Source organism: Aquabacterium soli, assembly GCF_003933735.1.
GTDB lineage: Bacteria > Pseudomonadota > Gammaproteobacteria > Burkholderiales > Burkholderiaceae_C > Aquabacterium > Aquabacterium soli.
Genome location: NZ_RSED01000003.1, coordinates 222,527 through 248,477, shown reverse-complemented (window position 1 = coordinate 248,477; position 25,951 = coordinate 222,527). Strand labels below are relative to the sequence as shown.

The 25,951-nt window shown below is 65.3% G+C and carries 24 protein-coding genes; 17 read left to right on the top strand and 7 right to left on the bottom strand.

The genetic code is table 11. The features are described from left to right. Positions 1-38: 38 nt before the first annotated feature. Together greA and EIP75_RS04970 are read left to right on the top strand one after the other, a co-directional pair. Positions 39-515, top strand: coding sequence for a transcription elongation factor GreA (gene greA, locus EIP75_RS04975; RefSeq protein ID WP_125242130.1), 477 nt, complete (start codon positions 39-41; stop codon positions 513-515). Positions 516-521: 6 nt separating this feature from the next. Continuing rightward, a complete protein-coding gene (locus EIP75_RS04970) occupies positions 522-995 on the top strand; it encodes a DUF4149 domain-containing protein (RefSeq protein WP_125242129.1) in 474 nt (157 codons plus the stop codon). An 84-nt stretch (positions 996-1,079) separates the two neighbouring features. On the opposite strand, the gene EIP75_RS04965 is transcribed toward EIP75_RS04970, so the two are convergent. Beyond that, a complete protein-coding gene (locus EIP75_RS04965; protein ID WP_125242128.1) occupies positions 1,080-1,547 on the bottom strand; it encodes a YhbY family RNA-binding protein in 468 nt (155 codons plus the stop codon). A gap of 17 nt (positions 1,548-1,564) precedes the next feature. Here EIP75_RS04965 and EIP75_RS04960 point away from each other — a divergent pair, with 17 nt between their 5' ends. From EIP75_RS04960 to glmM, 4 genes are all read left to right on the top strand, one after another. Continuing rightward, positions 1,565-2,239: an RlmE family RNA methyltransferase gene (locus EIP75_RS04960; RefSeq protein ID WP_125242127.1), complete on the top strand. Its 675-nt coding sequence runs from the start codon at positions 1,565-1,567 to the stop codon at positions 2,237-2,239. A 242-nt stretch (positions 2,240-2,481) separates the two neighbouring features. Next, positions 2,482-4,389, top strand: a complete 1,908-nt coding sequence (gene ftsH / locus EIP75_RS04955; protein ID WP_125242126.1) for an ATP-dependent zinc metalloprotease FtsH — start codon at positions 2,482-2,484, stop codon at positions 4,387-4,389. A 65-nt stretch (positions 4,390-4,454) separates the two neighbouring features. Next, complete coding sequence (gene folP / locus EIP75_RS04950; RefSeq protein ID WP_125242125.1) at positions 4,455-5,297, top strand: dihydropteroate synthase; 843 nt, start codon at positions 4,455-4,457, stop codon at positions 5,295-5,297. A 50-nt stretch (positions 5,298-5,347) separates the two neighbouring features. Then, positions 5,348-6,679 carry a phosphoglucosamine mutase gene (glmM, locus tag EIP75_RS04945; protein WP_125242124.1) on the top strand — a complete coding sequence of 444 codons (1,332 nt, stop codon included), beginning with the start codon at positions 5,348-5,350 and terminating at the stop codon, positions 6,677-6,679. 47 nt (positions 6,680-6,726) lie between these two features. Here the strand turns inward: glmM and EIP75_RS04940 are convergent, their stop codons facing one another. Further along, positions 6,727-7,215 (bottom strand): fasciclin domain-containing protein, encoded by a 489-nt coding sequence (locus tag EIP75_RS04940; protein WP_125242123.1) that lies wholly within the window; start codon positions 7,213-7,215, stop codon positions 6,727-6,729. Positions 7,216-7,463: 248 nt separating this feature from the next. Between EIP75_RS04940 and pstS the strand changes: the two genes are divergently transcribed. From pstS to phoR, 7 genes are all read left to right on the top strand, one after another. Further along, complete coding sequence (gene pstS, locus EIP75_RS04935) at positions 7,464-8,498, top strand: phosphate ABC transporter substrate-binding protein PstS (RefSeq protein ID WP_125242122.1); 1,035 nt, start codon at positions 7,464-7,466, stop codon at positions 8,496-8,498. Between the two features lie 166 nt (positions 8,499-8,664). Then, the gene (gene pstC, locus EIP75_RS04930; protein WP_233584681.1) at positions 8,665-9,624 is read left to right on the top strand and encodes a phosphate ABC transporter permease PstC; all 960 of its coding nucleotides are present in this window, start codon (positions 8,665-8,667) and stop codon (positions 9,622-9,624) included. Continuing rightward, entirely contained in the window at positions 9,621-10,484 is an 864-nt protein-coding gene (gene pstA / locus EIP75_RS04925; protein ID WP_125242120.1) for a phosphate ABC transporter permease PstA, read from the top strand. Before pstC ends, pstA begins: the two co-directional genes overlap by 4 nt. A gap of 49 nt (positions 10,485-10,533) precedes the next feature. Next, complete coding sequence (gene pstB / locus EIP75_RS04920) at positions 10,534-11,319, top strand: phosphate ABC transporter ATP-binding protein PstB (protein ID WP_125242119.1); 786 nt, start codon at positions 10,534-10,536, stop codon at positions 11,317-11,319. A gap of 20 nt (positions 11,320-11,339) precedes the next feature. After that, a complete protein-coding gene (gene phoU / locus EIP75_RS04915; protein ID WP_125242118.1) occupies positions 11,340-12,047 on the top strand; it encodes a phosphate signaling complex protein PhoU in 708 nt (235 codons plus the stop codon). Between the two features lie 16 nt (positions 12,048-12,063). Then, on the top strand, positions 12,064-12,762 hold the full coding sequence (gene phoB, locus EIP75_RS04910) for a phosphate regulon transcriptional regulator PhoB (protein ID WP_125242117.1): 699 nt from the start codon (positions 12,064-12,066) through the stop codon (positions 12,760-12,762). A 43-nt stretch (positions 12,763-12,805) separates the two neighbouring features. Next, the gene (gene phoR / locus EIP75_RS04905; RefSeq protein ID WP_233584680.1) at positions 12,806-14,146 is read left to right on the top strand and encodes a phosphate regulon sensor histidine kinase PhoR; all 1,341 of its coding nucleotides are present in this window, start codon (positions 12,806-12,808) and stop codon (positions 14,144-14,146) included. 25 nt (positions 14,147-14,171) lie between these two features. Here the strand turns inward: phoR and EIP75_RS04900 are convergent, their stop codons facing one another. The 4 genes from EIP75_RS04900 to trxA all read right to left on the bottom strand — a co-directional run bounded on the left by EIP75_RS04900 (position 14,172) and on the right by trxA (position 18,273). Continuing rightward, positions 14,172-15,863, bottom strand: a complete 1,692-nt coding sequence (locus EIP75_RS04900) for a glycosyltransferase family protein (RefSeq protein ID WP_125242116.1) — start codon at positions 15,861-15,863, stop codon at positions 14,172-14,174. A 131-nt stretch (positions 15,864-15,994) separates the two neighbouring features. Next, a complete protein-coding gene (locus EIP75_RS04895) occupies positions 15,995-16,249 on the bottom strand; it encodes a type B 50S ribosomal protein L31 (RefSeq protein ID WP_125242115.1) in 255 nt (84 codons plus the stop codon). 162 nt (positions 16,250-16,411) lie between these two features. Then, a complete protein-coding gene (gene rho, locus EIP75_RS04890) occupies positions 16,412-17,677 on the bottom strand; it encodes a transcription termination factor Rho (protein WP_125242114.1) in 1,266 nt (421 codons plus the stop codon). Between the two features lie 266 nt (positions 17,678-17,943). Further along, positions 17,944-18,273, bottom strand: a complete 330-nt coding sequence (gene trxA, locus EIP75_RS04885) for a thioredoxin TrxA (RefSeq protein WP_125242113.1) — start codon at positions 18,271-18,273, stop codon at positions 17,944-17,946. A 264-nt stretch (positions 18,274-18,537) separates the two neighbouring features. Between trxA and EIP75_RS04880 the strand changes: the two genes are divergently transcribed. After that, positions 18,538-20,373 carry an HDOD domain-containing protein gene (locus EIP75_RS04880; RefSeq protein ID WP_158622747.1) on the top strand — a complete coding sequence of 612 codons (1,836 nt, stop codon included), beginning with the start codon at positions 18,538-18,540 and terminating at the stop codon, positions 20,371-20,373. Here EIP75_RS04880 and EIP75_RS04875 read toward each other — a convergent pair whose 3' ends face one another. Beyond that, a complete protein-coding gene (locus EIP75_RS04875) occupies positions 20,374-21,408 on the bottom strand; it encodes a quinone-dependent dihydroorotate dehydrogenase (protein ID WP_125242111.1) in 1,035 nt (344 codons plus the stop codon). A gap of 122 nt (positions 21,409-21,530) precedes the next feature. On the opposite strand from EIP75_RS04875, the gene EIP75_RS04870 reads away from it, so the two are divergent. The 3 genes from EIP75_RS04870 (at position 21,531) to EIP75_RS04860 (ending at position 25,904) form a co-directional block, all read left to right on the top strand. After that, the gene (locus EIP75_RS04870) at positions 21,531-23,876 is read left to right on the top strand and encodes a Tex family protein (RefSeq protein ID WP_125242110.1); all 2,346 of its coding nucleotides are present in this window, start codon (positions 21,531-21,533) and stop codon (positions 23,874-23,876) included. Between the two features lie 138 nt (positions 23,877-24,014). Then, entirely contained in the window at positions 24,015-24,803 is a 789-nt protein-coding gene (locus tag EIP75_RS04865) for a glutathione S-transferase family protein (RefSeq protein ID WP_158622746.1), read from the top strand. Between the two features lie 27 nt (positions 24,804-24,830). Next, a complete protein-coding gene (locus EIP75_RS04860; RefSeq protein WP_125242108.1) occupies positions 24,831-25,904 on the top strand; it encodes a patatin-like phospholipase domain-containing protein in 1,074 nt (357 codons plus the stop codon). The last annotated feature ends 47 nt before the right edge of the window (positions 25,905-25,951 follow it).

Here is a 25,951-nt window from a genome sequence, read left to right as displayed (position 1 = left end):
GTTCCTTTTGAGCCATCCAATTTCGAGAGACGAGCCTTATGTCGACCATTCCCATCACTCGGCGCGGCGCAGAAATGCTGAAAGAAGAACTGCAACGCCTCAAGCATGTGGAGCGCCCGGCCGTGGTGCTGGCCATCGCCGAGGCCCGCGCCCAGGGCGACCTGTCGGAAAACGCCGAGTACGACGCTGCCAAGGACAAGCAGGGCTTCATCGAAGGCCGCATCCAGGAAATCGAAGGCAAGCTGTCGGCCGCCCAGATCATCGACCCCGCCACGCTGGATGCGGGCGGCCGCGTGGTCTTCGGCGCCACGGTGGATCTGGAAGAAGAAGAGTCCGGCGAGCCGGTCACCTACCAGGTGGTGGGCGACGACGAGGCGGACATCAAGCAAGGCCGTATCTCGATCAGCTCGCCCATCGCCCGTGCGCTGATCGGCAAGGAATCCGGCGATGTGGCCGCCGTGCAGGCCCCGGGTGGCGTGCGCCACTACGAGGTCATCAAGGTCCGTTACGTCTGAGGCCTCATGAACAGCCGCACTGTGCGTTTTCAAGCCTGGCTGGCCGGGCTGTGGGCCGGCATGATCGTGGGCGTGGGGGCTTTGTCCGCGCCCAGCCTGTTCGCGGTGCTTGACCGGCCCCAGGCCGGCACCGGGGCCGGCCGCATCTTCGCGGCCGAAGCCATGGCCAGCCTGCTGATCGCCGTGGTACTGTTCGCGCTCGAGCGCAACCGGGTGCGCGCCCGCATCGAGCAGGGCGACAAGCTCTCGGAAATGTCGGGCCCGCTGCTGCTGGTCCTCGGGGCCTTGTTCCTGACGGTGTTTGGCCACTACGCGCTGACGCCGATGATCCAGGCGGCCAAGGCCGGTCAGCCGACGGCACTGTCGTTCGGCGCGCTGCACGGCATCTCGGCGGCACTGTTCTGGCTCAAGGGGCTGCTGGTGATGGTGCTGGCGTGGCGCCTTCAGGGGCTGTTGATGACGGCGCCTGCCAAGGCATGAAAAAAGCGGCCCCAGGGGGCCGCCGTCGTCTTGTAAGGTGTCGCTGGTATCCGCGCCAGGGCGTTTGAAGCGCCGCAGCTTGTGTCAGCCAGGCTTCTTGCTGGCCACGCGCTTCTTGGCGCGCTTGATCAGGCCGCCGGCCGTGACGCGTTCGTTGCCCAGCACCTTCATCTTCTTGATCTCCGGGCGGCCGGAACCGTTCTTGGAGAACTTGAAGATCTTGATCTCGCGGATGCCGGGGCCCTTGCGATCCTCGGCGTCGTCGGATGCTTTTTCAGGGATCGGCCGCCACAGCACCAGCAGCTTGCCGATGTGCTGGATGGGCGCGGCGCTGAGCTGGTCGCACAGCTGGGCGTAGATTTCTTCGCGGGCGGCGCGGTCGTCGCCCAGCACGCGCACCTTGATCAGGCCATGGGCCTTCAGTGCGTTATCGGCTTCCTTGACCACGGCGGGGGTCAGACCGTCGCCCCCGATCATGACGACGGGGTCGAGGTGGTGCGCATCGGCCCGATGGGCTTTGCGTTCGGCAGTGGTGAGTTCAATCGCAGGCATCCCTCTATTATCGAGCCATGAAAGTCAAAAGCAAAAGCAAAAAGATCAACAAGGCCTGGTTGAACGACCATGTCAACGATCCCTATGTGCGCCAGGCGCAAAAAGAAGGCTTTCGTTCGCGTGCGGCCTACAAGCTCAAGGAGATCGACGAAACGCTGCGCCTGATCCACCCGGGGCAGGTGGTGGTGGACCTGGGCGCCGCGCCCGGCGCCTGGAGCCAGTACGTGCGCCGTAAGTTCGCGCCCAAGGATGTCGGCGCGGGCGGCGCCGCCGTGGGCGAACTCAACGGCGCCATCATCGCGCTGGACCTGCTGGAGTTCGAGCCCATCGAAGGGGTGGTCTTCATCCAGGGCGATTTCCGTGAAGAAGCGGTACTGGCCCAGCTGCAGCATGCCGTGGGGGATCGATTGGTCGATGTGGTGATTTCCGACATGGCCCCCAACCTGAGCGGCATCGAATCGTCCGATGCGGCTCGCATCGAGCACTTGGTCGAGCTGGCGGTGGATTTCTGCCAACACCACCTCAAGCCGCAAGGTGCGCTGGTGTGCAAGGTGTTCCATGGCAGCGGCTACAGCCAGCTGGCGGAACTGTTCAAATCGTCTTTTCGTGTGGTGAAACCCATCAAACCCAAGGCATCGCGCGACAAATCTGCCGAAACCTTTCTGGTCGGCATGGGTCTCAAGTCACGCTGATCCGCCATTGAAACGGGCTGCCAAAGCGCCGAATTCGATGAATTTTCTCGATCGCCGCCATAACCCCGGCGTTTTTGCCCTTGTTCACGAGCTTGTAACACCATGCGAAACCCGCCAAGGGGTCTTGACTGTTCTAGAATGATCCTCACATACCGCGAAGGCCGGCACGTCCAAGTTCTGGAAGTGCGGCCTGATTCAACCAGGGCAATGGTCGCCCGGGTGGTGGTTATGAAGGAGCCGCGGTGAACAACAATCAATGGTTTTCGAAGATCGCTGTCTGGCTGGTGGTGGCCCTTGTGCTGTTCACCGTGTTCAAGCAGTTCGATCGCAGCACGTCCGGCGGCACCCAGGTCGGCTATTCCGACTTCCTTGAAGAGGTCCGCGCCAAACGCATCAAGAGCGTGACCATCCAGGAAGGCGTGGGCGGCTCTGAGATCGTGGCCGTCACCACCGACGACAAGCGCCTGCGCAGCACTGCCACCGCGATGGACCGCGGCCTGGTCGGCGACCTGATCAATAACGGCATCAAGTTCGACGTCAAGCCGCGCGAAGAGCCTTCGCTGCTGATGAGCCTGCTGTGGTCCTGGGGCCCCATGCTGCTGCTGATCGGCGTGTGGATCTACTTCATGCGCCAGATGCAGGGCGGCGGCAAGGGCGGGGCGTTCAGCTTCGGCAAGAGCCGCGCGCGCATGCTCGACGAGAACAACAACAACATCACTTTCGCCGACGTCGCAGGCTGCGACGAAGCCAAGGAAGAGGTGAAGGAACTGGTCGATTTCCTGCGTGATCCGCAGAAGTTCCAGAAGCTGGGCGGCCGCATCCCCCGCGGCGTGCTGCTTGTCGGCCCCCCCGGTACCGGTAAGACGCTGCTGGCCAAGTCCATCGCGGGCGAAGCCAAGGTGCCGTTCTTCACCATCTCGGGCTCCGACTTCGTTGAAATGTTCGTCGGCGTGGGCGCGGCCCGCGTGCGCGACATGTTCGAGCAGGCCAAGAAGAACGCCCCCTGCATCATCTTCGTCGACGAAATCGACGCCGTGGGCCGCCACCGTGGCGCGGGCCTGGGCGGCGGCAACGACGAACGCGAGCAGACCCTCAACCAGATGCTGGTCGAGATGGACGGCTTCGAGACCAACCTGGGTGTGATCGTGGTGGCCGCCACCAACCGCCCGGACATCCTCGACCCGGCCCTGCTGCGCCCTGGCCGTTTCGACCGCCAGGTCTATGTCACGCTGCCTGATGTGCGTGGCCGCGAGCAGATCCTGAACGTGCACATCCGCAAGGTGCCCGTGGGCCAGGACGTGCGCGCCGACATCCTGGCGCGTGGCACCCCGGGCTTCTCAGGTGCCGATCTGGCCAACCTGGTCAACGAGGCCGCGCTGTTCGCCGCCCGCCGCAATGCGCGCGTCGTCGACATGCAGGACTTCGAGAAGGCCAAGGACAAGATCATGATGGGTCCCGAGCGCAAGTCCATGATCATGCCCGAGGAAGAGCGCAAGAACACCGCCTACCACGAGGCCGGTCACGCCCTGGTGGCGCGTCTGCTGCCCAAGACCGATCCGGTGCACAAGGTCACCATCATCCCGCGTGGCCGTGCGCTGGGCGTGACGATGCAGTTGCCTGAAGGCGATCGCTACAGCATGGACAAGATCCGCATGCTCGACACGATCTCCGTGCTGTTCGGTGGCCGCATCGCTGAAGAAGTCTTCATGGACCAGATGACGACGGGTGCCAGCAACGACTTCGAGCGCGCCACCGCCATCGCCCGCGACATGGTCACCCGCTACGGCATGACCGACGAGCTGGGCCCCATGGTCTATGCCGACAACGAAGGCGAGGTCTTCCTGGGCCGGTCGATCACCAAGACGACCAACATGTCCGAAGAGACCATGCAGAAGGTCGATCAGCAGATCCGCAAGATCATCGACGAGCAATACGCCATTGCGCGCAAGCTCATCGAGGACAACCAGGACAAGATGCACGCGATGGCCAAGGCCCTGCTCGAATGGGAAACCATCGATGCAGAGCAGATTGAGGACATCATGTCCGGCCGCGAGCCCCGCCCCCCCAAGGACTGGACGCAGCCGTCCAACCGTCCCAGCGGTGGCCCCAAGCCCCCGATGAGCGCGGACGGCGCACCTGCGGCAGTCTGACCGCTGACCAAGCCGGTTCCATCCGGCTCACCAGGAACGGGGCGCAAGCCCCGTTTTTCATTCCCATGCTCTGGCAAACCACCCGATTCGCCATCGACCTGAGCCGCCCGCGTGTGATGGGCATCGTCAATGTCACGCCCGATTCCTTCTCGGATGGCGGCCAGCATGCGGATGCCCGGGCGGCCCTCGCACAATGCGAGCGCCTGGTGCAGGAGGGCGTGGACATTCTGGACATCGGCGGTGAGTCGACCCGGCCGGGCGCCGCCATCCTGGCCCCTGATGACGAGTGGCAGCGCCTGGCACCTGTGCTGGCCGAAGCGGTGAAGCTCGGCGTGCCGATCTCGGTGGACACCTGCAAGACCGAGGTCATGCAGCGTGCGCTGGAGCTGGGGGTGGACATCATCAACGATGTCCGCGCCTTGGCGGCCCCTGGGGCGGAGCAGGTGGTGGCCGCGCACCCATCGTGCGGCCTGTGCCTGATGCACATGCGCGGTGACCCGGCCACGATGCAGTCGCAGACCGAGTACGAGGATGTGGTGGCAGAGGTGCGTGATTTTCTGCAGGCTCGCCTGGCACGCATGAGGGCCCTGGGCGTGGCCGCCCAGCGCATCACGCTGGACCCAGGCATCGGCTTCGGCAAGACTCCGGCACAGAACCTGGCCCTGCTGCAGCGCCAGGCAGAGTTGCTGCCACTGGGCCAGCCCTTGTTGGTGGGCTGGTCGCGCAAATCCACGCTGGGGGCCGTGACCGGCCGTGCCGTCGGTGAACGCCTGCCGGCCAGTCTGGCGGCAGCGCTGGCCTCGGTGGCCCAAGGGGCGCGGGTGGTGCGTGTGCACGACGTGGCGCCCATGGTTGATGCCCTGGCGGTGTGGCAGGCGGCGGGCGGTGCCCTCGGGCCGGCGCGATAATCCGTCCTTCTCCTTTCGGGCCACGAGGCCCGCATCACAACGAACGCACCATGAGCAGACAGTATTTCGGCACGGACGGCATCCGCGGCACCGTGGGCCAGGCCCCCATCACGCCAGACTTCATGCTGCGGCTGGGCCATGCGGTGGGTCAGGTGTTGAGGCGCACCGAAAAGCGCCCCACGGTGCTCATCGGCAAGGACACGCGCATTTCCGGCTACATGCTGGAATCCGCGCTTGAAGCCGGCTTTGCCTCGGCCGGGGTTGATGTGCTGCTGACCGGGCCGCTGCCCACGCCGGGCGTGGCCTACCTGACACGTGCCTTGCGGCTCAACCTGGGCGTGGTGATCAGCGCCTCGCACAACCCGTTCGCGGACAACGGCATCAAGTTCTTCTCTGCCCGCGGCGAAAAGCTGCCCGACGAGTGGGAGCTGGACGTCGAGGCGGCGCTGGAGCAGCCACCCACCTGGGTGGCATCGAGAGAACTGGGCAAGGCCAAGCGCCTGGACGACGCACGCGGCCGCTATGTCGAGTTCTGCAAGAGCACCTTCGATTCGGCGCTCTCGCTCAAGGGGCTGAAGCTGGTGGTCGATGGCGCCAATGGCGCCGCTTATCACGTGGCCAAGCATGTGTTCCACGAATTGGGCGCCGAAGTGCATGCCATCGGCTGTTCGCCCGACGGCCTGAACATCAACGAGGGTGTAGGGGCCACACACCCCGAGGCCCTGATCCGGGCCGTCAAGGCCAACCATGCCGACTATGGCATCGCGCTTGACGGCGATGCAGACCGGCTGCAACTGGTCGACAAGCAGGGACGCCTCTACAACGGCGACGAAGTGCTTTACATGATGGTGGCCGATCGCCTCGACCGGGGCGAGGCCGTGCCGGGCGCCGTGGGCACCTTGATGACCAACATGGCGGTGGAGCTGGCCCTGAAGGCCCGCGAGGTGCCATTCGTGCGGGCCAAGGTCGGTGACCGCTATGTGCTCGAAGAGCTCATCAGCCGTGGCTGGCAATTGGGAGGGGAGGGCTCAGGCCACTTGATTGCCCTGGACCGCCACACGACGGGCGATGGCATCGTCAGTGCGCTGCAGGTGCTGCAGGCCGTGGTGCGCAGTGGGCGCTCGATGTCGCAGTGGCTGGAGGATGTGACGCTGTTCCCGCAGCGCCTGATCAACGTGCGCCTGCAGCCCGGGCAAGATTGGAAGTCGAGCGAGTCGCTCAAGGCCGCCCAGGTGGCGGTGGAGCAGGAGCTGGCCGGGCAGGGGCGGGTGTTGATCCGGCCGTCCGGTACCGAACCGCTGCTGCGCCTGATGGTGGAAGCGAGAGAGCCTGGGCTGGCCGATCGCTGCTGCGAACGCCTGGCACAGGCTCTCAGGGGGTGATGCTCCGCATGGCCCACGGCGGCGACCGCCGATGGGCCTGTTGAGCCTTACTTCTTCGGCGGGGTCAGCACGCGGTCGATCACGTGCACCACGCTGTCGCCAGCGGCCACATCGGCCTTGGTGACCATCGCATCGTCCACCGTGACGAAATCACCGGCGCGCGACAGGGCCAGCTTGGCACCGTTGACGGTGGCCGGGGTGCTGTTCTCGCCGATGGCGGCCGAGGTGGTCTTGCCCGACAGCACGTGGTAGGTCAGCAGGGCCTTGAGCTGCTCCGGATCCTTGGCCAGCGTGTCGAGCTTGTCGGCGGGCACGGCCTTGAAGGCTTCGTCGCTGGGCGCGAACACGGTGAAAGCGCCGCTGTTCAACGTGCTTTCCAGGCCGGCCTGTTTCACCAGGCGGGAAAACGTCGACAGGTCAGCCGTCTGGGCGGCCACCGACACGGCGGTGTCGGCAGCATGGGCCAGACCAGAGGTGGACAGGGTCGCCAAGGCCAGGCAGGCCGCGGCCAGAGGGTGGCGCAAGGACAGGTTCATGGAAGGACTTCCTTTGGGAGGTTGTTCAAGCCGCCTTGTTGGCGGACTGCCAAGCACCTTAGACTTGTCACATGACAGTTCCATGTCTGAAACATGACAGCCGCTGTCATCCTGAATCAGGGTCGAATGCACAGGTGGCTTTTTCGCATATGACAACGATTCCGGCGCATGTCATGAGTTGGTCACAATTGATGCCTACAGTCCGCAGCGTTCAACTTTGTTGTCACTCGACCCCTGAAAGGCGAAGAATGAAATTCCACATGATCCGTACCGCTGTGGCTGCTGCTCTCACCCTGGCTGCCACCGCTGCCATGGCCCAAGACGTGACCGGCGCGGGCGCTACCTTCCCCGCTCCCGTGTACTCCAAGTGGGCTGACGCCTACAACAAGGCCACGGGCGTGCGCATCAACTACCAGTCGGTCGGCTCCGGCGCAGGCCTCAAGCAGATCAAGGCCAAGACGGTGGACTTCGGTGCTTCCGACATGCCCTTGAAGGACGAAGACCTGGCCAAGGACGGCCTGGTGCAGTTCCCCACCGTGATCGGTGGCGTGGTGCCCGTGATCAACGTCAAGGGCATCACCCCGGGCCAGCTCAAGCTGACCGGCGAAGTGCTGGGCGACATCTACCTGGGCAAGATCAAGAAGTGGAACGACGCGGCCATCACCGGCCTGAACCCCGGCGTGCCCCTGCCTGATGCCGCCATCGCCGTGGTCCGCCGCGCCGACGGCTCCGGCACCAGCTTCATCTTCACGAACTACCTGTCCAAGGTGAACGCCGAGTGGAAGTCCAAGGTCGGTGAAGGCACCGCCGTGAACTGGCCCACGGGTGCCGGTGGTAAGGGCAACGAAGGCGTGTCGGCCTTCGTGCAGCGCCTGCCCAACTCGATCGGCTACGTGGAATACGCCTACGCCAAGCAGAACAAGATGTCGCACGTGGCCTTGCGCAACGCGGCCGGCACCTACGTTCAGCCCAACGACGACGCCTTCAAGGCCTCTGCCGCCAGCGCCGACTGGACCAAGAGCTTCTACCAGATCCTGACCAACCAGGCTGGCAAGGACGCATGGCCTGTCAGCGGCGCCACCTTCATCCTGGTGCACAAGTCGCAGGACAAGCCTGCCCAGGGCGCGGCCACGCTGAAGTTCTTCGAATGGGCCTACAACAACGGCGACAAGACCGCTGTCGATCTCGAATACGTTCCTCTGCCCACGTCCGTGAAGGACCTGGTTCGCAAGCAGTGGGCCACCGTGGTGGACACCGCAGGCAAGCCTGTTTCCTACAAGTAAATCTGGTCTCACAGACCATTGCCGGGGTCCTGGCCACAGGGCTCCGGCCTTTTGCTGACACGAACAATGCCTTCAAAGGCCTGGACGGAGGTTGACCATGAGTGCCACCTTGCCGGCGGATGCCGATGATTTCGGATCTGCCTCTCGACAAAAACGATCCTCACCCATGAGCAATCCCCCTTCGCGCCGCGGTCCTTCCCCCTGGGCCGACACCGTGTTCGCGCTATTGGCCCGCTCTGCGGCCATCCTGACGCTGTCCTTGCTGGCCGGCATCATCATTTCGCTGATCGTGGGCGCCTGGCCCGCCATCGAAAAATACGGACTGGGCTTCCTGACCAGCACCGAGTGGGACCCCGTGCAGGAGTCCTACGGCGGCCTGGTCATGATCTACGGCACCTTGATGACCTCGTTCATCGCGCTGCTGATCGCCGTGCCCGTGAGCTTCGGCATCGCCATGTTCCTGACCGAGCTGTCGCCCGCCTGGCTCAAGCGCCCGCTGGGCATCGCGGTGGAACTGCTGGCGGCCGTGCCCTCCATCGTGTACGGCATGTGGGGCCTGCTGGTGTTCGGCCCCATCCTGGCCACCTACGTTCAGCAGCCGCTGCAGAACCTGACGGTGGGCGTGCCCCTGCTGGAGGCCTTCTTCTCCGGCCCGCCGGTCGGCATCGGCATCCTGTCGGCCGGCATCATCCTGGCGATCATGATCATCCCGTTCATCGCGTCGGTGATGCGTGACGTGTTCGAGGTGACGCCTCCGCTGCTCAAGGAATCGGCCTACGGCCTGGGTTCGACCACCTGGGAAGTGGTGAGCAAGGTCGTTCTGCCCTACACCAAGACCGGTGTGGTCGGCGGCATCATGCTGGGCCTGGGCCGTGCCCTGGGCGAGACCATGGCCGTGACCTTCGTCATCGGCAACATGAACCAGCTCAACTCCCTGTCGGTGTTCGAGGCTGCCAACAGCATCACCTCGGCCCTGGCCAACGAGTTCGCCGAAGCCGGCGAGGGCCTGCACCAGGCCTCGCTGATCTACCTCGGCCTGGTCCTGTTCTTCATCACCTTTGTCGTGCTGGCCTTCTCCAAGGTGCTGCTGGCCCGTCTCAAGAAGTCCGAAGGAGCCCGTTCGTGAGCACCTCTGCCACCCTGCAGGCCACGCGCCTGAAGAAACACGCCGCCCGCAAGCGCATCAACGCGATCGCCTTGACGCTGTCGCTGGGGGCCATGGCCTTTGGCCTGGTCTGGCTGATCTGGATCCTGATCGAGACCGTTCGGCTGGGCATGGACGGTCTGGCGATCGCCACCTTCACCCAGATGACGCCGCCGCCGATGGACGCGGGCGGCCTGGCCAACGCCATCATGGGCTCGTTCATCATGGTCGGTCTGGCCACGCTGATCGGCACGCCGGTGGGCGTGATGGCCGGCATCTACCTGGCCGAGTATGGCCAGAAGGGCTGGCTGGGCAGCGTCACCCGTTTCATCAACGACATCCTGCTGTCGGCACCGTCCATCGTGGTGGGCCTGTTCATCTACAGCGTCGTGGTGGCCAGGATGAAGTCCTTCTCCGGCTTCGCCGGCGTGCTGGCCCTGGCGCTGATCGTGGTGCCGGTGGTGATCCGCACCACGGAGAACATGCTCGTGCTGGTGCCCGCCGCGCTGCGTGAAGCCGCCTACGCCCTCGGCACGCCGAAGTGGCGCGTGATCGGCACCATCACCCTGCGCTCGGCCCGTGCCGGCGTGATCACCGGCATCCTGCTGGCGGTGGCCCGCATCTCGGGCGAGACGGCACCGCTGCTGTTCACCGCGCTGTCCAACCAGTTCTGGACGACGGACCTGAGCCAACCGATGGCGAGCCTGCCGGTCACCATCTTCAAGTTCGCCATGAGCCCGTACGAGAACTGGCAGAAGCTGGCCTGGGCCGGTGTCTTCCTGATCACGGTCGGCGTGCTGGCACTGAACGTCATTGCCCGCACCATGTTCCGCCAACGCTGAACATCCACCGCATACAACGCATTCGCATTCCTTAGAAAGCCCCATCATCATGGACGCCAAGGTGCAACACTCGACCCCGGCCAAGGCCAAGCTGGCCGTGCGCAACATGAACTTCTACTACGGTAAGTTCCATGCGCTCAAGAACATCAACATGGAGCTGCCCGAGAAGAAGGTCACCGCCTTCATCGGTCCTTCGGGCTGCGGCAAGTCCACGCTGCTGCGCACCTTCAACCGCATGTTCGAGCTCTACCCCGAACAGCGCGCCGAAGGCGAGATCCTGCTGGACGGCCAGAACATCCTGAAGTCCAAGGAGGATGTCTCCCTGATCCGTGCCAAGGTCGGCATGGTGTTCCAGAAGCCCACGCCGTTCCCGATGTCGATCTACGACAACATCGCCTTCGGTGTGCGCCTGTTCGAGAACCTCTCGCGCGCGGAGATGGACGAACGTGTCGAATGGGCCCTCAAGAAGGCCGCGCTGTGGAACGAGGTCAAGGACAAGCTCAACCAGAGCGGTTCGGGCCTGTCGGGTGGTCAGCAGCAGCGTCTGTGCATCGCCCGCGGCATCGCCATCAAGCCCGAGGTGCTGCTGCTGGACGAGCCCTGCTCGGCGCTGGACCCGATCTCCACCGGCAAGATCGAAGAGCTGATCCATGAGCTCAAGGACGACTACACCGTGCTGATCGTGACCCACAACATGCAGCAGGCTGCACGTTGCTCGGACTTCACCGCCTACATGTACCTGGGCGAGCTGATTGAGTTCGGACCCACGTCCGACCTGTTCATGAAGCCCAAGAAGAAAGAGACCGAAGACTACATCACGGGCCGCTTCGGCTGAACAACACAGGAGCCAACAACATGGTCGAAAAACATCTGTCCAGCCAGTTCGATGTCGAGCTCAGCGGCATCTCCACACGCGTGCTCGAAATGGGCGGCCTGGTCGAATCCCAGGTGGCCCAGGCCATCTACGCCCTGACCAACTTCGGTGGCGATGTGGCCACGCAAGTGCTGCAGCAGGAAGAGAAGGTCAACCAGATGGAAATGGAGATCGATGCCGATCTGTCCACCATCATCGCCCGCCGTCAGCCGACGGCACGCGACCTGCGCCTGCTGATCGCCATCTCCAAGACCATCGGCAACCTGGAGCGCGTGGGCGACGAAGCCGCCCGCATCGCGCGCACGGTGCAGCGCCTGATCAACACGGGGGTGTCCAGCCGCCTGCGCCTGCCGGTGAGCGACGTGTCCTTCGAGGCCAACCTGGCCACGGCCTCGCTGCGCAAGGCCCTGGACGCCTTTGCCCGCCTGGACGTGGGCGTGGCGCTGGACGTGATCAAGAACGACAATGAGATCGACGCCGAGTTCGACGGCCTGATGCGCAAGCTGATCACCTACATGATGGAAGATCCGCGCACCATCTCCGCCTCCATCGACCTGGTGTTCGTGGCCAAGGCCATCGAGCGCGTGGGCGACCACGCCAAGAACCTGGCCGAGCAGGTGATCTACATCGTCAAGGGTACGGACGTGCGTCACAACACGCCCGAAGCCGTGGCCGACATCATCAAATGACCGTGAGGACCGCCCTATGAGCCGAGTGCTGGTGGTTGAAGACGAAGCCGCGATCGCCGAACTGATCACCTTGAACCTGCGTCACGCGGGCTTCGAGGTGGTGGTGGCGCCCGATGGCGAGGTCGCGCAGAACGAGGTGGACCGCGTGCTGCCCGACCTGGTGTTGCTGGACTGGATGCTTCCAGGTGCCTCCGGCCTGAGCCTGGCCAAGCGCTGGCGCGGCCAGCAGCGCACCAAGGACCTGCCGGTGATCATGCTCACGGCCCGGGCCGAAGAGACCGACAAGGTGGCCGGCCTGGACGCTGGTGCCGACGACTACCTGACCAAGCCCTTCTCCACGCAGGAGCTGATGGCCCGCGTGCGTGCCGTGCTGCGCCGCAAGGCGCCGCAGGCGCTCGATTCGGCAGTAGAGATCGCCGGCCTGCGGCTGGATCCGGCCACGCGCCGCGTGTCCTGCGAAGAGCAGGACGTGAAGATCGGCCCGACCGAGTTCAAGCTGCTGCATTTCTTCATGACGCACCCGGAGCGTGTTCACAGCCGTGCGCAGTTGCTGGACCGCGTCTGGGGCGACCACGTCTTCATCGAAGAGCGCACGGTCGATGTGCATGTGAAGCGCCTGCGCGAAGCCCTCTCGGGTGTGCAGCGCTCGCAGATGATCGAGACGGTGCGTGGCGCGGGCTACCGCCTCACGCAGCAACTGGCCAACGCGGCCTGAGCGGCGGCACACCTCCGACACTCGCACAACAGCGGTTCCGTTCGTGATCGATACAAGCAATTCGTGGCTGCTGTCGCGTGTCAGCACACGCGTGCTCACCGGGGCCCTGGGCGCCAGCGTGGGCTGGTGGATCGGCCACCACCTGGGCTACCCGGCCCGCATGGCCATCGGCGGCGCGGCCCTGGCCGTGGTCGGCCTGTCCGTGCTGGACACCCTCAAGGGCTACCGCCTGCTGGACTGGCTTCGCAACCCCGAGGCCGATCCGCCAGCGCTGCCCGGCCTGTGGGGAGAGGTGTCGCACCGCGTGCACCGCGTGCTGCGCCAACGTGAGCGCGAGACCGCCAACGAACGCGAACGGCTGTCGCAGTTCCTGTCCGGCATCGACGCTTCGCCCAATGGCGTGATGCTGCTGGACGCGTCCGAGCACATCACCTGGATCAGCCGCACGGCGGCATCGCACTTCGGGTTGGACCCTGTGCGAGACCTGGCGCAGCGTGTGACCAACCTGGTGCGCGTGCCTGCATTCGTCCAGTACCTGGCCAGCGAGGAGCAGACTGAGCCGGTGAAGTTCCTGATGCCGCGGGGCGGGCAGGGCACCTTGTCCGTCGTGGTGCGCAACTATGGCGATGGCCTGCGCATCGTGCTGTCGCAGGACGTGACCGAGCGCGAGCGCTCAGAGGCCATGCGCCGCGACTTCGTGGCCAATGTGTCGCACGAGATCCGCACCCCGCTGACGGTGCTCAACGGCTTCATCGAGACCATGGCCAACCTGCCTTTGACCGAGGTCGAGCGCAGGCGTGTGCTGACCTTGATGGGCCAGCAATCCGAGCGCATGCAGACTTTGGTTTCTGACCTGCTGATGCTGGCGCAGATCGAAGGCAGCCCGCGCCCGACGGCCGACCACTGGTGCCGCATGAGCGATGTGCTGCAGCGCATCGAGAACGATGCCAAGGGCCTGTCGCAGGGGCGGCACGAGTTCACCAGCACCATCTCGCCCGCCCACACGGTGGTCGAGATCGCCGGTGTGGAAAGCGAATGGCTCAGCGCCATGGGCAACCTGGTGTCCAACGCCATCCGCTACACGCCGGAGGGCGGGCACATCGGCGTGGCGTGGCGTACCTTGCCAGATGGCAGCGGAGAGTTCTCGGTCAAGGACAGCGGCATCGGCATTGACGCCGAGCACATCCCGCGCCTGACGGAACGCTTCTACCGCGTCGACGGCAGCCGTTCACGCGACACCGGCGGCACTGGGCTGGGGCTGTCGATCGTCAAGCACGTGGTGCAGCGCCACGGTGGCGAACTGCGCATCACCAGCGAGAAGGGCAAGGGCTCGATCTTCACGCTCACCGTGCCCGTGGCGCGGGTGCGCCTCAAGCCGCTCTGATCCCGTGCCATTGGCTGCTCGGGAATCAGGGGTGGCGCCGGTAAATCGCCACTGACTCCGAGTTCTGCGTCCGCTGACGCTCGCGGGAGACGAACGTCCAGCCGGGCGGCGAAGGCTCGTCCTGGCGTGCGCTGAGGCTGATCATCAGCCACTGGCAGCCCGCGGGTGGGTAGCGTTCGACACCTGTCTGACCGTACACCGTGTGCTTGCCAAAATATTCCAGCGCAGTCAGCAGCCCCACCGACGCATTGGGTGCCAGCACGCACTGGCCCGGCTGCACGTGGGTGGCCACGCGGTCTAGCAGCAGGCGGTAGCTTCTGGCCTGATCCAGCACGGGCAGCAGCAGCGACATCAGCAGCAGCCACACCAGGGCCACGCCGCCCGCGGGCAGCACCAGGCTTTTCCACAAGGCCGCGCGGTGGCGTGCGGTGCGCCAGCGCACCAGCAGCAGCCAGGCCAGCGTGCCCAGCATCGCGAAGCCCAGCGCCACCCAGGACACCTCGGCCGTGTAGCCCGGCACCAGCTTGGCCACGTTGGCAGCCGTCTTGGCGGGCCAGCCCGTGTGCATGGCCGCATACACCAGCCAGATGGCCAGGGCGGCGATGGTGAAGAAGAACACCGAGAACCAGTCGATGGCGCCACTCAAGCCACGCTTGAGCGCCGGTAGCGCGAAGGCGGCCAGCACGGCCAGCGGTGGCAGAGAGTGGAGCAGGGCGCGGTCACTGCTGCTCATCGCGATACAGGCAGCGATCCCGACCAAGGCCGAGCACAGCGGCACGGCGATGTGCCGCCGCAGCCACTGGCGCCGCCACTTCCATACCGTGAGTGCGGCCAGCGGCAGGGCAGGCCAGGTGAACCAGATGATCAGCTTGACCAACTGGCCGGGTTCGATCTCATGTCCCACTTTCCAGTTCCAGCCGGACAACTGGGCCAGTGTGAGAACGGTGGCCAGGGCGGCGGCGATCACGCCGGCGCCAATCACCCACAGGCCGTAGCGGCGCATCCCCTCTTCTTGCGACTGCCAGCACACCAGCACGCCCACGCCGGCCAGCATCATGGCGACCGTCGGGCTGCCGCTGGTGGCCAGCAGCGCCAGGCTGCCCACGGTCGCCAGACGTGCCTTGAGATGGCGCAACGGGGCAGCAGCCAGCCCGTACATGAACAGCGCGCTGCCGGTCAACTGCAGCAGTTCGGGCGTGGTTTCGTGCCCCATCTGCAGCAGGCCCAGCGTGGCCACCAGGGCGAGCAGGGCGCCGTCGGCCAGCGCGCGGGCGTAATCGGCCGCCGGTGCTTCGCCACCGAAGGCCAGGGGCAGCGGCTGAGCCGCGTCGGTGCGGGCCAGGTGGTAGGTGGTGTACCAGGTCAGGGCGAGCACAGCACCCAGCAGCAGGGCAAAGGGCACACGGGCGGCGAATGCCGGATCCATGATGGGACTGAGCACCGCAATGAAGCCGCCGCCCAGCCAGTAAGGCAGGATGCCGCCACTGCCCGGGGACACGCCGCCGACATGGGGTGCCCACCACGAGGCCTGGCCCAGGGCCAGGCTCCACATCTGGCCGAAAGAGGCGATGTCGGCGTTCTTCCAGGGGTCGCGGCCGAACAGGCCAGGCAGCACATAGGCGGCGCAGAAGGCCCACAGCGCCCAGCGCGGCAGGCGGCGAACGGCTTTTTCTGTCACCAGCGCAGGGGTGACGTGGGCTTGGTTGTCGGCTTGCATTCGGCGGCGATCTTACTCGGCAATCGGCGGCCAGGCGCGGTGACGCCGGCAAAGAGGCAGCGGAAGTGGAGCGCAAACAAAAAGGGCAGCCTGAGCTGCCCTTTTGATCATCCGCACGGAGCGGACATGCATCACTTCTTGAGGTGAGCGAACTTGTTGCGGAACTTCTCGACGCGACCGCCCAGGGTGTCCACGCTCTTTTGCTGACCCGTGTAGAACGGGTGCGATTCGGACGACGTTTCCAGCTTGAACAGCGGCAGTTCACGACCGTCGTCGGTCTTGCCGGTTTCCTTCGTGGGCACGCACGAACGCGTCACGAACTTGAAGCCGTTGGACAGGTCCACGAACAGAACGTCGCGGTAACCAGGGTGAATGCCTTCTTTCATAGGAACCTCATGCTGTTTGCATCATCGGCAGCCACGCAGGCACCATGCCTGCGCACTTTCCGACAGCCGGAAAACCTTGGATTATAGCCCGATTTGGGCCATGAAATACCCGGCCAAGCAAAAAGCAGCCCGCAGGCTGCTTTTTGCAATGCGCTGAACAGGTCAGCCACCGCGACGCATCATGTCGAAGAAGTCGTGGTTGTTCTTGGTCGAGCGCATCTTGTCGAGCACGAACTCCATCGCGTCGATCTCGTCCATCGGGTAGAGCAGCTTGCGCAGGATCCAGCTCTTTTGCAGGATCTCCGGCTTGAGCAGCAACTCTTCGCGGCGGGTGCCCGACTTGTTGATCAGGATCGAGGGGTACACGCGCTTTTCGGCCATGCGGCGATCCAGGTGGATTTCGCAGTTGCCGGTGCCCTTGAACTCTTCGTAGATCACTTCGTCCATGCGGCTGCCGGTGTCGACCAGCGCGGTGCCGATGATGGTGAGCGAGCCGCCTTCTTCGATGTTGCGGGCCGCGCCGAAAAAGCGCTTGGGGCGCTGCAGGGCGTTGGAATCCACACCGCCGGACAGCACCTTGCCGGAGCTGGGCAGCACGTTGTTGTAAGCGCGCGCCAGTCGGGTGATGGAGTCCAGCAGGATGACCACGTCCTGCTTGAGTTCGACCAGGCGCTTGGCGCGTTCGATGACCATTTCGGCGACCTGCACATGGCGCTGGGCCGGCTCGTCGAAGGTGGAGCTGATGACCTCGCCGCGCACGGTGCGCTGCATTTCGGTCACTTCTTCCGGGCGCTCGTCGACCAGCAGCACGATCAGGTGCACGTCAGGGTGGTTGGCCACCAGCGCATGCGCCAGGTTCTTCATCATCACCGTCTTGCCGCTCTTGGGCGGGGCCACCAGCAGGGCGCGCTGGCCTTTGCCGATGGGGGCGATCAGGTCGATGATGCGGCTGGTGACGTTGTCGTCGCTCTTGATCTTGTCGCTCTCGAGCTTGAACTGCTCGGTCGGGAACAGGGGCGTGAGGTTCTCGAACAGGATCTTGTTCTTGTTGACCTCGGGCGACATGCCGTTGACGCGGTCCACCTTGACCAGGGCAAAGTAGCGCTCGCCATCCTTGGGCACGCGCACTTCGCCTTCGATCATGTCGCCGGTGTGCAGATTGAAGCGGCGCACCTGGCTGGGCGACAGGTAGATGTCGTCGGTGCTGGCCAGGAAGCTGGCGTCTAGCGCACGCAGGAAGCCGAAGCCGTCAGGCAGCACTTCGAGGACGCCGTCGCCGAAGACCTGCTCGCCAGCCTTGGCGCGCTTCTTCATGATCGCGAACATCAGCTCTTGCTTGCGCATGCGGGCGACGTTTTCGATCTCCAAGGACTCGGCCATGTCGACCAGAGTCGAAATGTGCAGCGCCTTCAGTTCGGAAAGATGCATGGATCTGTACCCTGTACAAAACCGTTCTCGGAGCAGGTGTGCTTGCGCAAAGGGCCTGTCGAACCGATGTGTGGCGGATTGGAACGGTGTGGGGGAGTGGTGCATCCGATGAACGGATGCCGTGCTTGCCGGGCGGTCGCTAGGAAAAGGATGACCGGCGATGCGAGCCCGGGTTCAAGACCTTGGCTCTTGCTGCCGGCCGGTGAGACGTATCACCGATCCGGCGGCATGGGCACAGTATAAGGGCAGTGAGGCCCTTTTTCAGATCACAGGTTGGCGTCGATGAACGCGGTCAGCTGGGCCTTGGACAAGGCGCCGACCTTGGTTGCGGCCAATTGACCGGACTTGAAGATCATCAGGGTGGGAATACCGCGGATGCCGAACTGGGCGGGCACGGCACGGTTTTCGTCCACGTTCATCTTGGCGATGGTGACCCGTCCGTCATAGGTGTCGGCCACCTCGTCCAGGATCGGGGCGATCATCTTGCAGGGGCCGCACCATTCGGCCCAGTAATCCACCAGCACGGGGGTGGCGGCCTGAAGCACGTCGGCGTCGAACGACGCGTCGCTCACATGTTTGATCAATTCGTTGCTCATGAGACTGTCCTTGAAGCGGAACCCTTTGTGGGGTAGCTGGGATAAATTTTGACACACAACCCTGCAGCCTTATCTGACGTGGGTGCATGATTTATCAATGGCGAACATAGCCTGCCTTGGCATGCTGGCGTTCGGAGAGTGAAAAATGCCCGGTGTTCTTAGGGTCTGATCATCGGTTCAGTTGTCCGGATTTGCGTTTAAATGTATCTGTGTCGTGCGTCTGCAAATTTATTCTTGTTTTGATGATGGATGGGTTGGTTGTCAATGGACTCGGCTGATGTGATGCCTCCCAGTGCGTCGCCGGCTCGGCGTTTCGGGCGCTTCGAGCTGCGTCAGCTATTGGGCAAGAGTTCCGTGTCGTACGCCTGGTTGGCGCATGACACGGCCAGCCAGGCCGAGGTGCTGCTGTGTGTGCCCAGGGCCCAGCCCAAGTCCGAGCAGGACAAGGATGCCTGGAGCCAGGAAGTGCTGCTGGCCTCGCGGCTGAAACATCCCCGCCTGGCACAGGTGCTGGACATCGGTATCCATGAAGGCTGGCCCTACGCGGTGTATGAGCGCGGCGGCGCCCTCAGCCTGCACGAGCGCATGCAGCCCAGCCACCCGTTGCCCACGGTGGTGGACATCGTCAACTGGACGATCGAATTGCTCGAGGCCCTGGCCTACGCCCATGAGGCCGGCACGGCCCACAAGGATCTGGAACTGGCCAACGTGATGCTCGACAGCGCTGGCCACATCAAGGTGGCGGGCCTGGCGGTAGGGCTCGCCCTGCCACGCCCCGGCGGCCTGGGTGCAGGGGCGCCCACGGCCCCAGGCACAGGTTCAAGGCAGGAGCAGCGCGTGGCAGCCGAGCGCGATGTGCTGATGGCCGGCTTGCTGCTGCACCGCCTGCTGGCCGGGCACCCTGCGCTGGATGACCCGGACCTGGCCAGCGCATCGCTGCGCGTGGGACCGGAGATCGTGCGGCTGCCGTGGAGCACGCCGCAACCTGTGGCGGAAACGCTGCGCTCCATCGTGAACCGGGCGACCGACCGGCAGTCCCGGCAGCGCTACCTGAACGCCCGCACGTTGATCAGCGCGCTGCAGAACTGGATCAAGACCAACAGCCAGGAAGACTCCGGGCCCTTGGCGCTCATCATGGACCGCCTCGAATCGGTGGGGCACCTGCCCAGCCGGGCGCGGGACATGGGCGGCATCCTCAAGGTGTTCACGCGTGAGGAGCTCCGCGTGGACGACATGGTCAGCCAGATCGTGCTGGACCCGGCCCTGGCCTGGGAACTGCTGCGCGCCGTGAACACGGCCCGCTACCAGATGGGCGGCAACGAGGACCCCTCCTGCAGCCTGGGGCGCGCCATCGTGCTGCTGGGGCAGCAGGGCCTGCGAAAGGTGTGCGGCACGCTGCGCACCTGGCCGGGCGTGCTGCAGGCATCGAGTTCGCTGCAGGGCGCCCAGGCCGGTGAAGCCGCCGTGACGGCACTGGAAACCGAGCTCAAGGTGGCGTGCGTGGCCGCGCTGGCGGCCCGCTGGTTGCGCCCCTTCAACATCGGCGATGAAGAGGCCATGATGGCGGCCATGTCCCAGCGCCTGGGCCGTCTGCTGATCCTCTACCACTTCCCTGAAGAATCGGCCCAGATCAACCGGCTGACCATGCCCGGGCCGCCCACGGAGGCAGAAGGCAAGCCCACGCCCGGGATGACGATGGACGCGGCCACGGGCGCGGTGCTGGGCATCCATCCGGATGAACTGACGGCGGCGGTGCTGCGCTACTGGGGCTTCCCGGAGTACTTCATCCAGGCGGCCCGCCCCTTGAGCGTGAACGTGTCACCGCGTCGACCCGAAAGCCCCGGCGATTGGCTGCGCCTCACCGCCAGCCTGGCCAACGAGTTGTGCGAGCTGATCGAACAACCCTCGGTGCGCCAGAACCTGATGCTGACGAAGCTGATGTCGCGCTATGCGCGGCCCGCGCTGACCAGCCAGAAGGAGTTGCTGGAATCCTTGCAGCGCGCCGTGCGTGCGGTGGACGCGGGCCTGTACCGCCGCACCTTTGCCAGCGCGCCCGAGCCTGGCCTGGCGGCCGCGGCTGCGTCGCAAGGCCAGCGTTGATCAGGCCTTGAGTGCCCGCGCGCAGTCGTTGACCAGCCCCGGGCCTTCGTAGATCAGGCCCGAATAGATCTGCACCAGGTCGGCGCCGGCTTCGCGCTTGGCGCGGGCATCAGCCCCGCTGAACACGCCACCCACCCCGATGATGGGAAAGCGCGGGCCGAGGGCTGCGCGCAACTGGCGGATCACCTGGTTGCTGGCCTCGAACACCGGGCGCCCGCTCAGACCGCCGGTTTCTTCACCATGTTGCAGGCCCTTCACGGCATCGCGCGACAGGGTGGTGTTGGTGGCGATCACGCCATCCAGTCCGTTCTTCTGAAGCGTGGCGGCGATCACGCCCACCTGGGTTTCATCCAGATCGGGTGCGATCTTCACGAACATGGGCACGGTGCGGCCGTGGCGCTGGATCAGTGTCTGGCGGTGTTCCTGCAGGCGGCCGAGCAGGGCATCGAGCGCTTCGTCGCTCTGCAGGGTGCGCAGATTCTTGGTGTTGGGCGACGAGATGTTGACCACCACGTAGTCGGCATGCGGGTAGACGCCATCCAGGCACAGGATGTAGTCGTCCACCGCGTTCTCGATGGGCGTGGCGGCGTTCTTGCCGATGTTCAGGCCCAGCAGGCCGCCGCTCTGGCGGTAGCGGGCCTTTTTCACATTGGCCACGAAGGCGTCCAGCCCCTCGTTGTTGAACCCCAGGCGGTTGATCAGGGCCTGGGCCTCGGGCAGGCGGAAGATGCGCGGGCGCGGATTGCCTGCCTGCCCTTTCGGCGTGACGGTGCCTACCTCGACGAAGCCGAAGCCCATGGCGCCCAGGCCGTCGATCACGCGGCCGTTCTTGTCCAGCCCGGCGGCCATGCCGATGCGGTTGGGAAAGCGCAGGCCGGCCAGCTCGACCGGATCGTCCACGCGGGTGTTGCCCCACAGGCAGGCCAGCGGCGTGTTCTGGAAGGCGGCCAGCGAGTTCATGATGAGCTCGTGCGCATCCTCCGGGTCCATCTTGAAGAGCACGGATTTGGAGAGGGCGTAAGGGATCAGGGCCATGGTGAAAGCTGGGAAATCGGGCGCGGAACAAACCTCGTATTGTCGCCGATGCCGGGGCGGAACTCGCGGGACGCACTGTGGCAAACTGCGCCCCCTCTCGACCTGCTTCACGAGGCCTTCCCTTGGACAAGATCCTGATGCAACTGGCGGCCGAACTCAAGGTTCGCCCCGCGCAAGTCAAAGCCGCCATCGACCTGCTGGACGGCGGGGCCACCGTGCCCTTCATCGCCCGTTACCGCAAGGAAGCCACCGACGGCCTGGACGACACCCAGTTGCGTGACCTGGAGGCCCGCCTGGGCTACCTGCGTGAGCTGGAAGACCGCCGCGCCGCCGTGCTCAAGAGCATCGACGAGCAGGGCAAGCTCACCCCTGAACTGCGTGCCGCCATCGAGACCGTGCCCACGAAGCAGGAACTCGAAGACCTGTACCTGCCCTACAAGCCCAAGCGCCGCACCAAGGGCATGATCGCCCGCGAAGCCGGCCTGGAGCCCCTGGCCGACAAGCTGTTCGCCGATCCGTCGCTCGATCCGGCCGCCGAGGCTGCTGCCTTCATCAACGCCGAGGGCGGTTTCGCCGATGCCTTGGCCGTGCTCGATGGCGTGCGCGACCTGCTGTCCGAACGCTGGGCCGAAGACGCCACGCTGATCGGCAAGATGCGCGACTGGCTGTGGCAGGAGGGCCTGTTCAAGTCGAAGCTGATGGACGGCAAGGACGAGAACAACCCCGATGTGGCCAAGTTCCGTGATTACTTCGACTACGACGAACCCATCCGCACCGTGCCTTCGCACCGCGCGCTGGCCGTGTTCCGCGGCCGCACGCAGGAGTTCCTCGATGCCAAGCTGGTGCTCGATGAAGAAACCGTACCCGGCAAGCCGACCATGGCCGAGGGCCGTATCGCCATCCACCTGGGCTGGAGCCACAGCAAGCGCCCGGCAGATGACCTGATCCGCAAGACCGTCGCCTGGACCTGGAAGGTCAAGCTCTCGCTCAGCCTGGAGCGCGATCTCTTCTCCCGCCTGCGCGAATCCGCCGAGGCCACGGCCATCAAGGTGTTCGCCGAGAACCTGCGCGATCTGTTGCTGGCCGCTCCCGCCGGCAAGCGCGTGGTGATGGGGCTGGACCCGGGCATCCGCACCGGCGTGAAGGTGGCCGTGGTGAGCGACACCGGCCGCGTGCTGGACACCTCGACCGTGTACCCGCACGAGCCCCGCAAGGATTGGGAAGGCTCGATCCACACGCTGGGCCGGTTGTGCGCCACGCATGGCGTCAACCTGATCGCCATCGGCAACGGCACCGCCAGCCGCGAGACCGACAAGCTGGCCGCCGACCTGATCAAGCGCATCCAGCAACTGGCCCCTGGCACCCACATCGAGAAGGTGGTGGTGAGCGAGGCGGGCGCGTCGGTGTACTCGGCCTCCGAGTTCGCGAGCAAGGAACTGCCCGAGCTGGACGTGAGCCTGCGCGGCGCCGTGTCCATCGCGCGCCGCCTGCAGGATCCGCTGGCCGAGCTGGTCAAGATCGATCCCAAGAGCATCGGCGTGGGTCAGTACCAGCACGATGTCAACCAGAGTGAACTGGCCCGCACGCTGGACACCGTGGTCGAAGACTGCGTGAACTCCGTGGGGGTGGACCTGAACACGGCGTCGGCACCCTTGTTGTCGCGCGTGTCGGGCCTGAGCTCGGCCGTGGCCAACAGCATCGTGCGCTGGCGCGATGCCAACGGTGCCTTCAAGAACCGCAAGCAGTTGATGGACGTGGCCGGGCTGGGCGCCAAGACCTTCGAGCAGGCGGCGGGCTTCCTGCGCATCCGCGATGGCGACAACCCGCTGGACATCTCGGGCGTGCACCCCGAGACCTACCCGGTGGTGCAGAAGATGCTGGCCCAGACGGGCAAAGCCATCGGTGATCTGATCGGCAAGAGCGACGTGCTGCGCACGCTCAAGCCCGAGCTGTTCGCCGACGACAAGTTCGGCGTCATCACCGTCAAGGACATCCTGGGCGAGCTGGAAAAGCCGGGCCGCGACCCGCGCCCCGACTTCAAGGTGGCGCGCTTCAACGATGGCGTGGAAGACCTCAAGGACCTGCAGGAGGGCATGGTGCTCGAGGGCACCGTGAGCAACGTGGCCCAGTTCGGCGCCTTCGTCGACCTGGGTGTGCACCAGGACGGCCTGGTGCACGTGAGCCAGCTGTCCAACAAGTTCGTCACCGATGCGCGCGAGGTGGTCAAGACCGGCGACATCGTCAAGGTGAAGGTGCTGGAGGTCGACCTGGCCCGCAAGCGCATCTCGCTGACCATGAAACTGGACGCGGCGCCGGGCGCGCGAAGCGGCGGTGGCGCCCGCGACAACGGCTTCAAGCCGGCGGCGCGCAACGAGCGCGTGGGCGGCGGGGCAGGGCGGGGCGCTCCGCAGCCACAGGGCGAGTCGGCGATGGCCGCAGCCTTCGCCAAGCTGCAGACCAAGCGCTGAGCCGGGCAACGCTCATATTTGCGCGGATCTACCCATTCGCGGGGGGCGCTTCCCGCATCGTGGGGGCCGACAAGCGGGGGGCTTGCGGGTATGCTGACCGTTCCTTCCCCTTGTCGTTCGAAGTACCCCATGGAGCCGGTGGGCCTGACCCTTTTCACGTTCGCGATGTCGCACTACAGCGAGAAGATCCGCTGGGTGCTGCAAGCCAGCAGCCTGCCTTTTCGCGAAGTGATCATGACGCCGGCCTTCCACATGCTGCCGGCGCTGCGCATGGGCGGCCAAGGCCAGACGACGCTGCCCATCCTGCGAGAGCAGCGCCTCAACGGCCGCCAGGTTCATGTGCAGGACAGCACCCGCATCCTGCTGTGGCTCGATGAGCGCCATGGTCCCCTGGGCCTGCTGCCGCAAGGGGTCGAGCTGCGCGAAGAGTGCCTGGCCATCGAAGACCGCTTCGACAACATCGGCCGCGACATCGCCCGCTTCCTCTACCTCGATGCCTTCCGGCACGACGACAAAATCCTGGCCCTGTGGACCGACCACGCCCAAGGCTGGAAGCACCGGCTGGTCCGGCTGGGCTACCCGCTGATCAAGCAGGTCTTCAAGTTCCGGCTCAACATCACGCCCAGTGCGGCCAAGCGATCGGAAGAGCGCATCCTGCAGGCGCTGGCCTGGCTGGAAGGCCGCCTGAGCGATGGGCGCCTGTACCTGGTGGGCTCGCGCCTGTCGGTGGCCGACATCACCGCGGCCTCGCTGCTGGCGCCGCTGGCGTGCCCGTCGCAACACCCCGTGTACTCCACGCCCGATTACGTCGGGCTGCTGCGTCCCCGATCGATTTCCTTGGACATGAACCGGCCGGCCCTGGTCTGGGTTCGAAAGCTGTACGATCTGCACAGAGGCGACATGCCGCAACTGCGGCAAGCCGCCTGACGCATCCTCCGTTACACGATCGACACCATGCAGGCCTTGCACATCCATGCAGGGCCACGGGCGTTGGCGCATCTTCGGCAGCAGGGCTTGACGCCCGCCGATGTGCGCCTGGTGCCCGCGGCCGCCGGCGGGCCCAAAGGGCTCATCCTCACCCACCTTGACCGCCACCTCTTCGGGAAGTGGCTGCCACAGGCCGATGCGAACCACCGGCTCGACCTGGTGGGGGCGTCCATCGGCGCCTGGCGCATGGCCGCTGCCTTGCTGCCCAACCCGGCCGAGGCTTTCGAGCGCCTGGCCAGCGTCTACATCTCACAGCGTTACGACCCGGAGCCCGGGCGCAAGATGCCTTCGCCGCAGCGCGTGAGCAGTGATTTCGCCAAGGCGCTGGACAGCTTCTTCAGCGCCTCGCTGCAAGGCATGCTGGCGCATCCGCGCTGGCGCCTGCACATGGTCACCTCACGTGGGCTGGGCCTGCTGCAACGGCCTGGTCGCCTGGGTACGCTGGCGGGGTTCGCAGGCCTTGCTTTGGGCAACGCGGTGTCGCGCCGCACGGTGGGCCGCTGGCTGGAGCGCACGGTGTTTTCAGTGGCGGGCCAGGCACCACTCCAACTTGATGACCAGCCCACCCGCGTCGTGCCGCTGAGCGAGCAGAACTTCCTGCCTGCCCTGCAGGCCTCGTGCAGCATCCCCTTCGTGCTGGATCCGGTGCACGACATCCCCGGCTGCCCCGCTGGCGCGCACTGGGATGGCGGCATCGTGGACTACCACTTCCACTGGCCTTTCTCCGGCATGGCGCAGGGGGTGGTGCTCTACCCGCATTTCCAGCAGCAGGTGATCCCGGGCTGGCTGGACAAGGGCCTCAAGCGCCGACACCGCGCCACGCCGGCGCTGGACAACATGATCCTGCTGGCCCCCAACCCGGCCTGGGTGGCCACCTTGCCCGGCGGCAAGTTGCCCGACCGAACCGATTTCAAGACCCTGGACAACGACACCCGCATCGACCACTGGCGGCGCGCCGTGGTCGAGTGCGAGCGCCTGGCCGACGAATGGCAGGCCTGGCTGGACCAGGGCTGCCCGACAGACCGCGTACAGCCGCTGTGAGCCAGACCTTGGCGGCACGTGCGCCCAGGGCAATGGCTACACTGGCG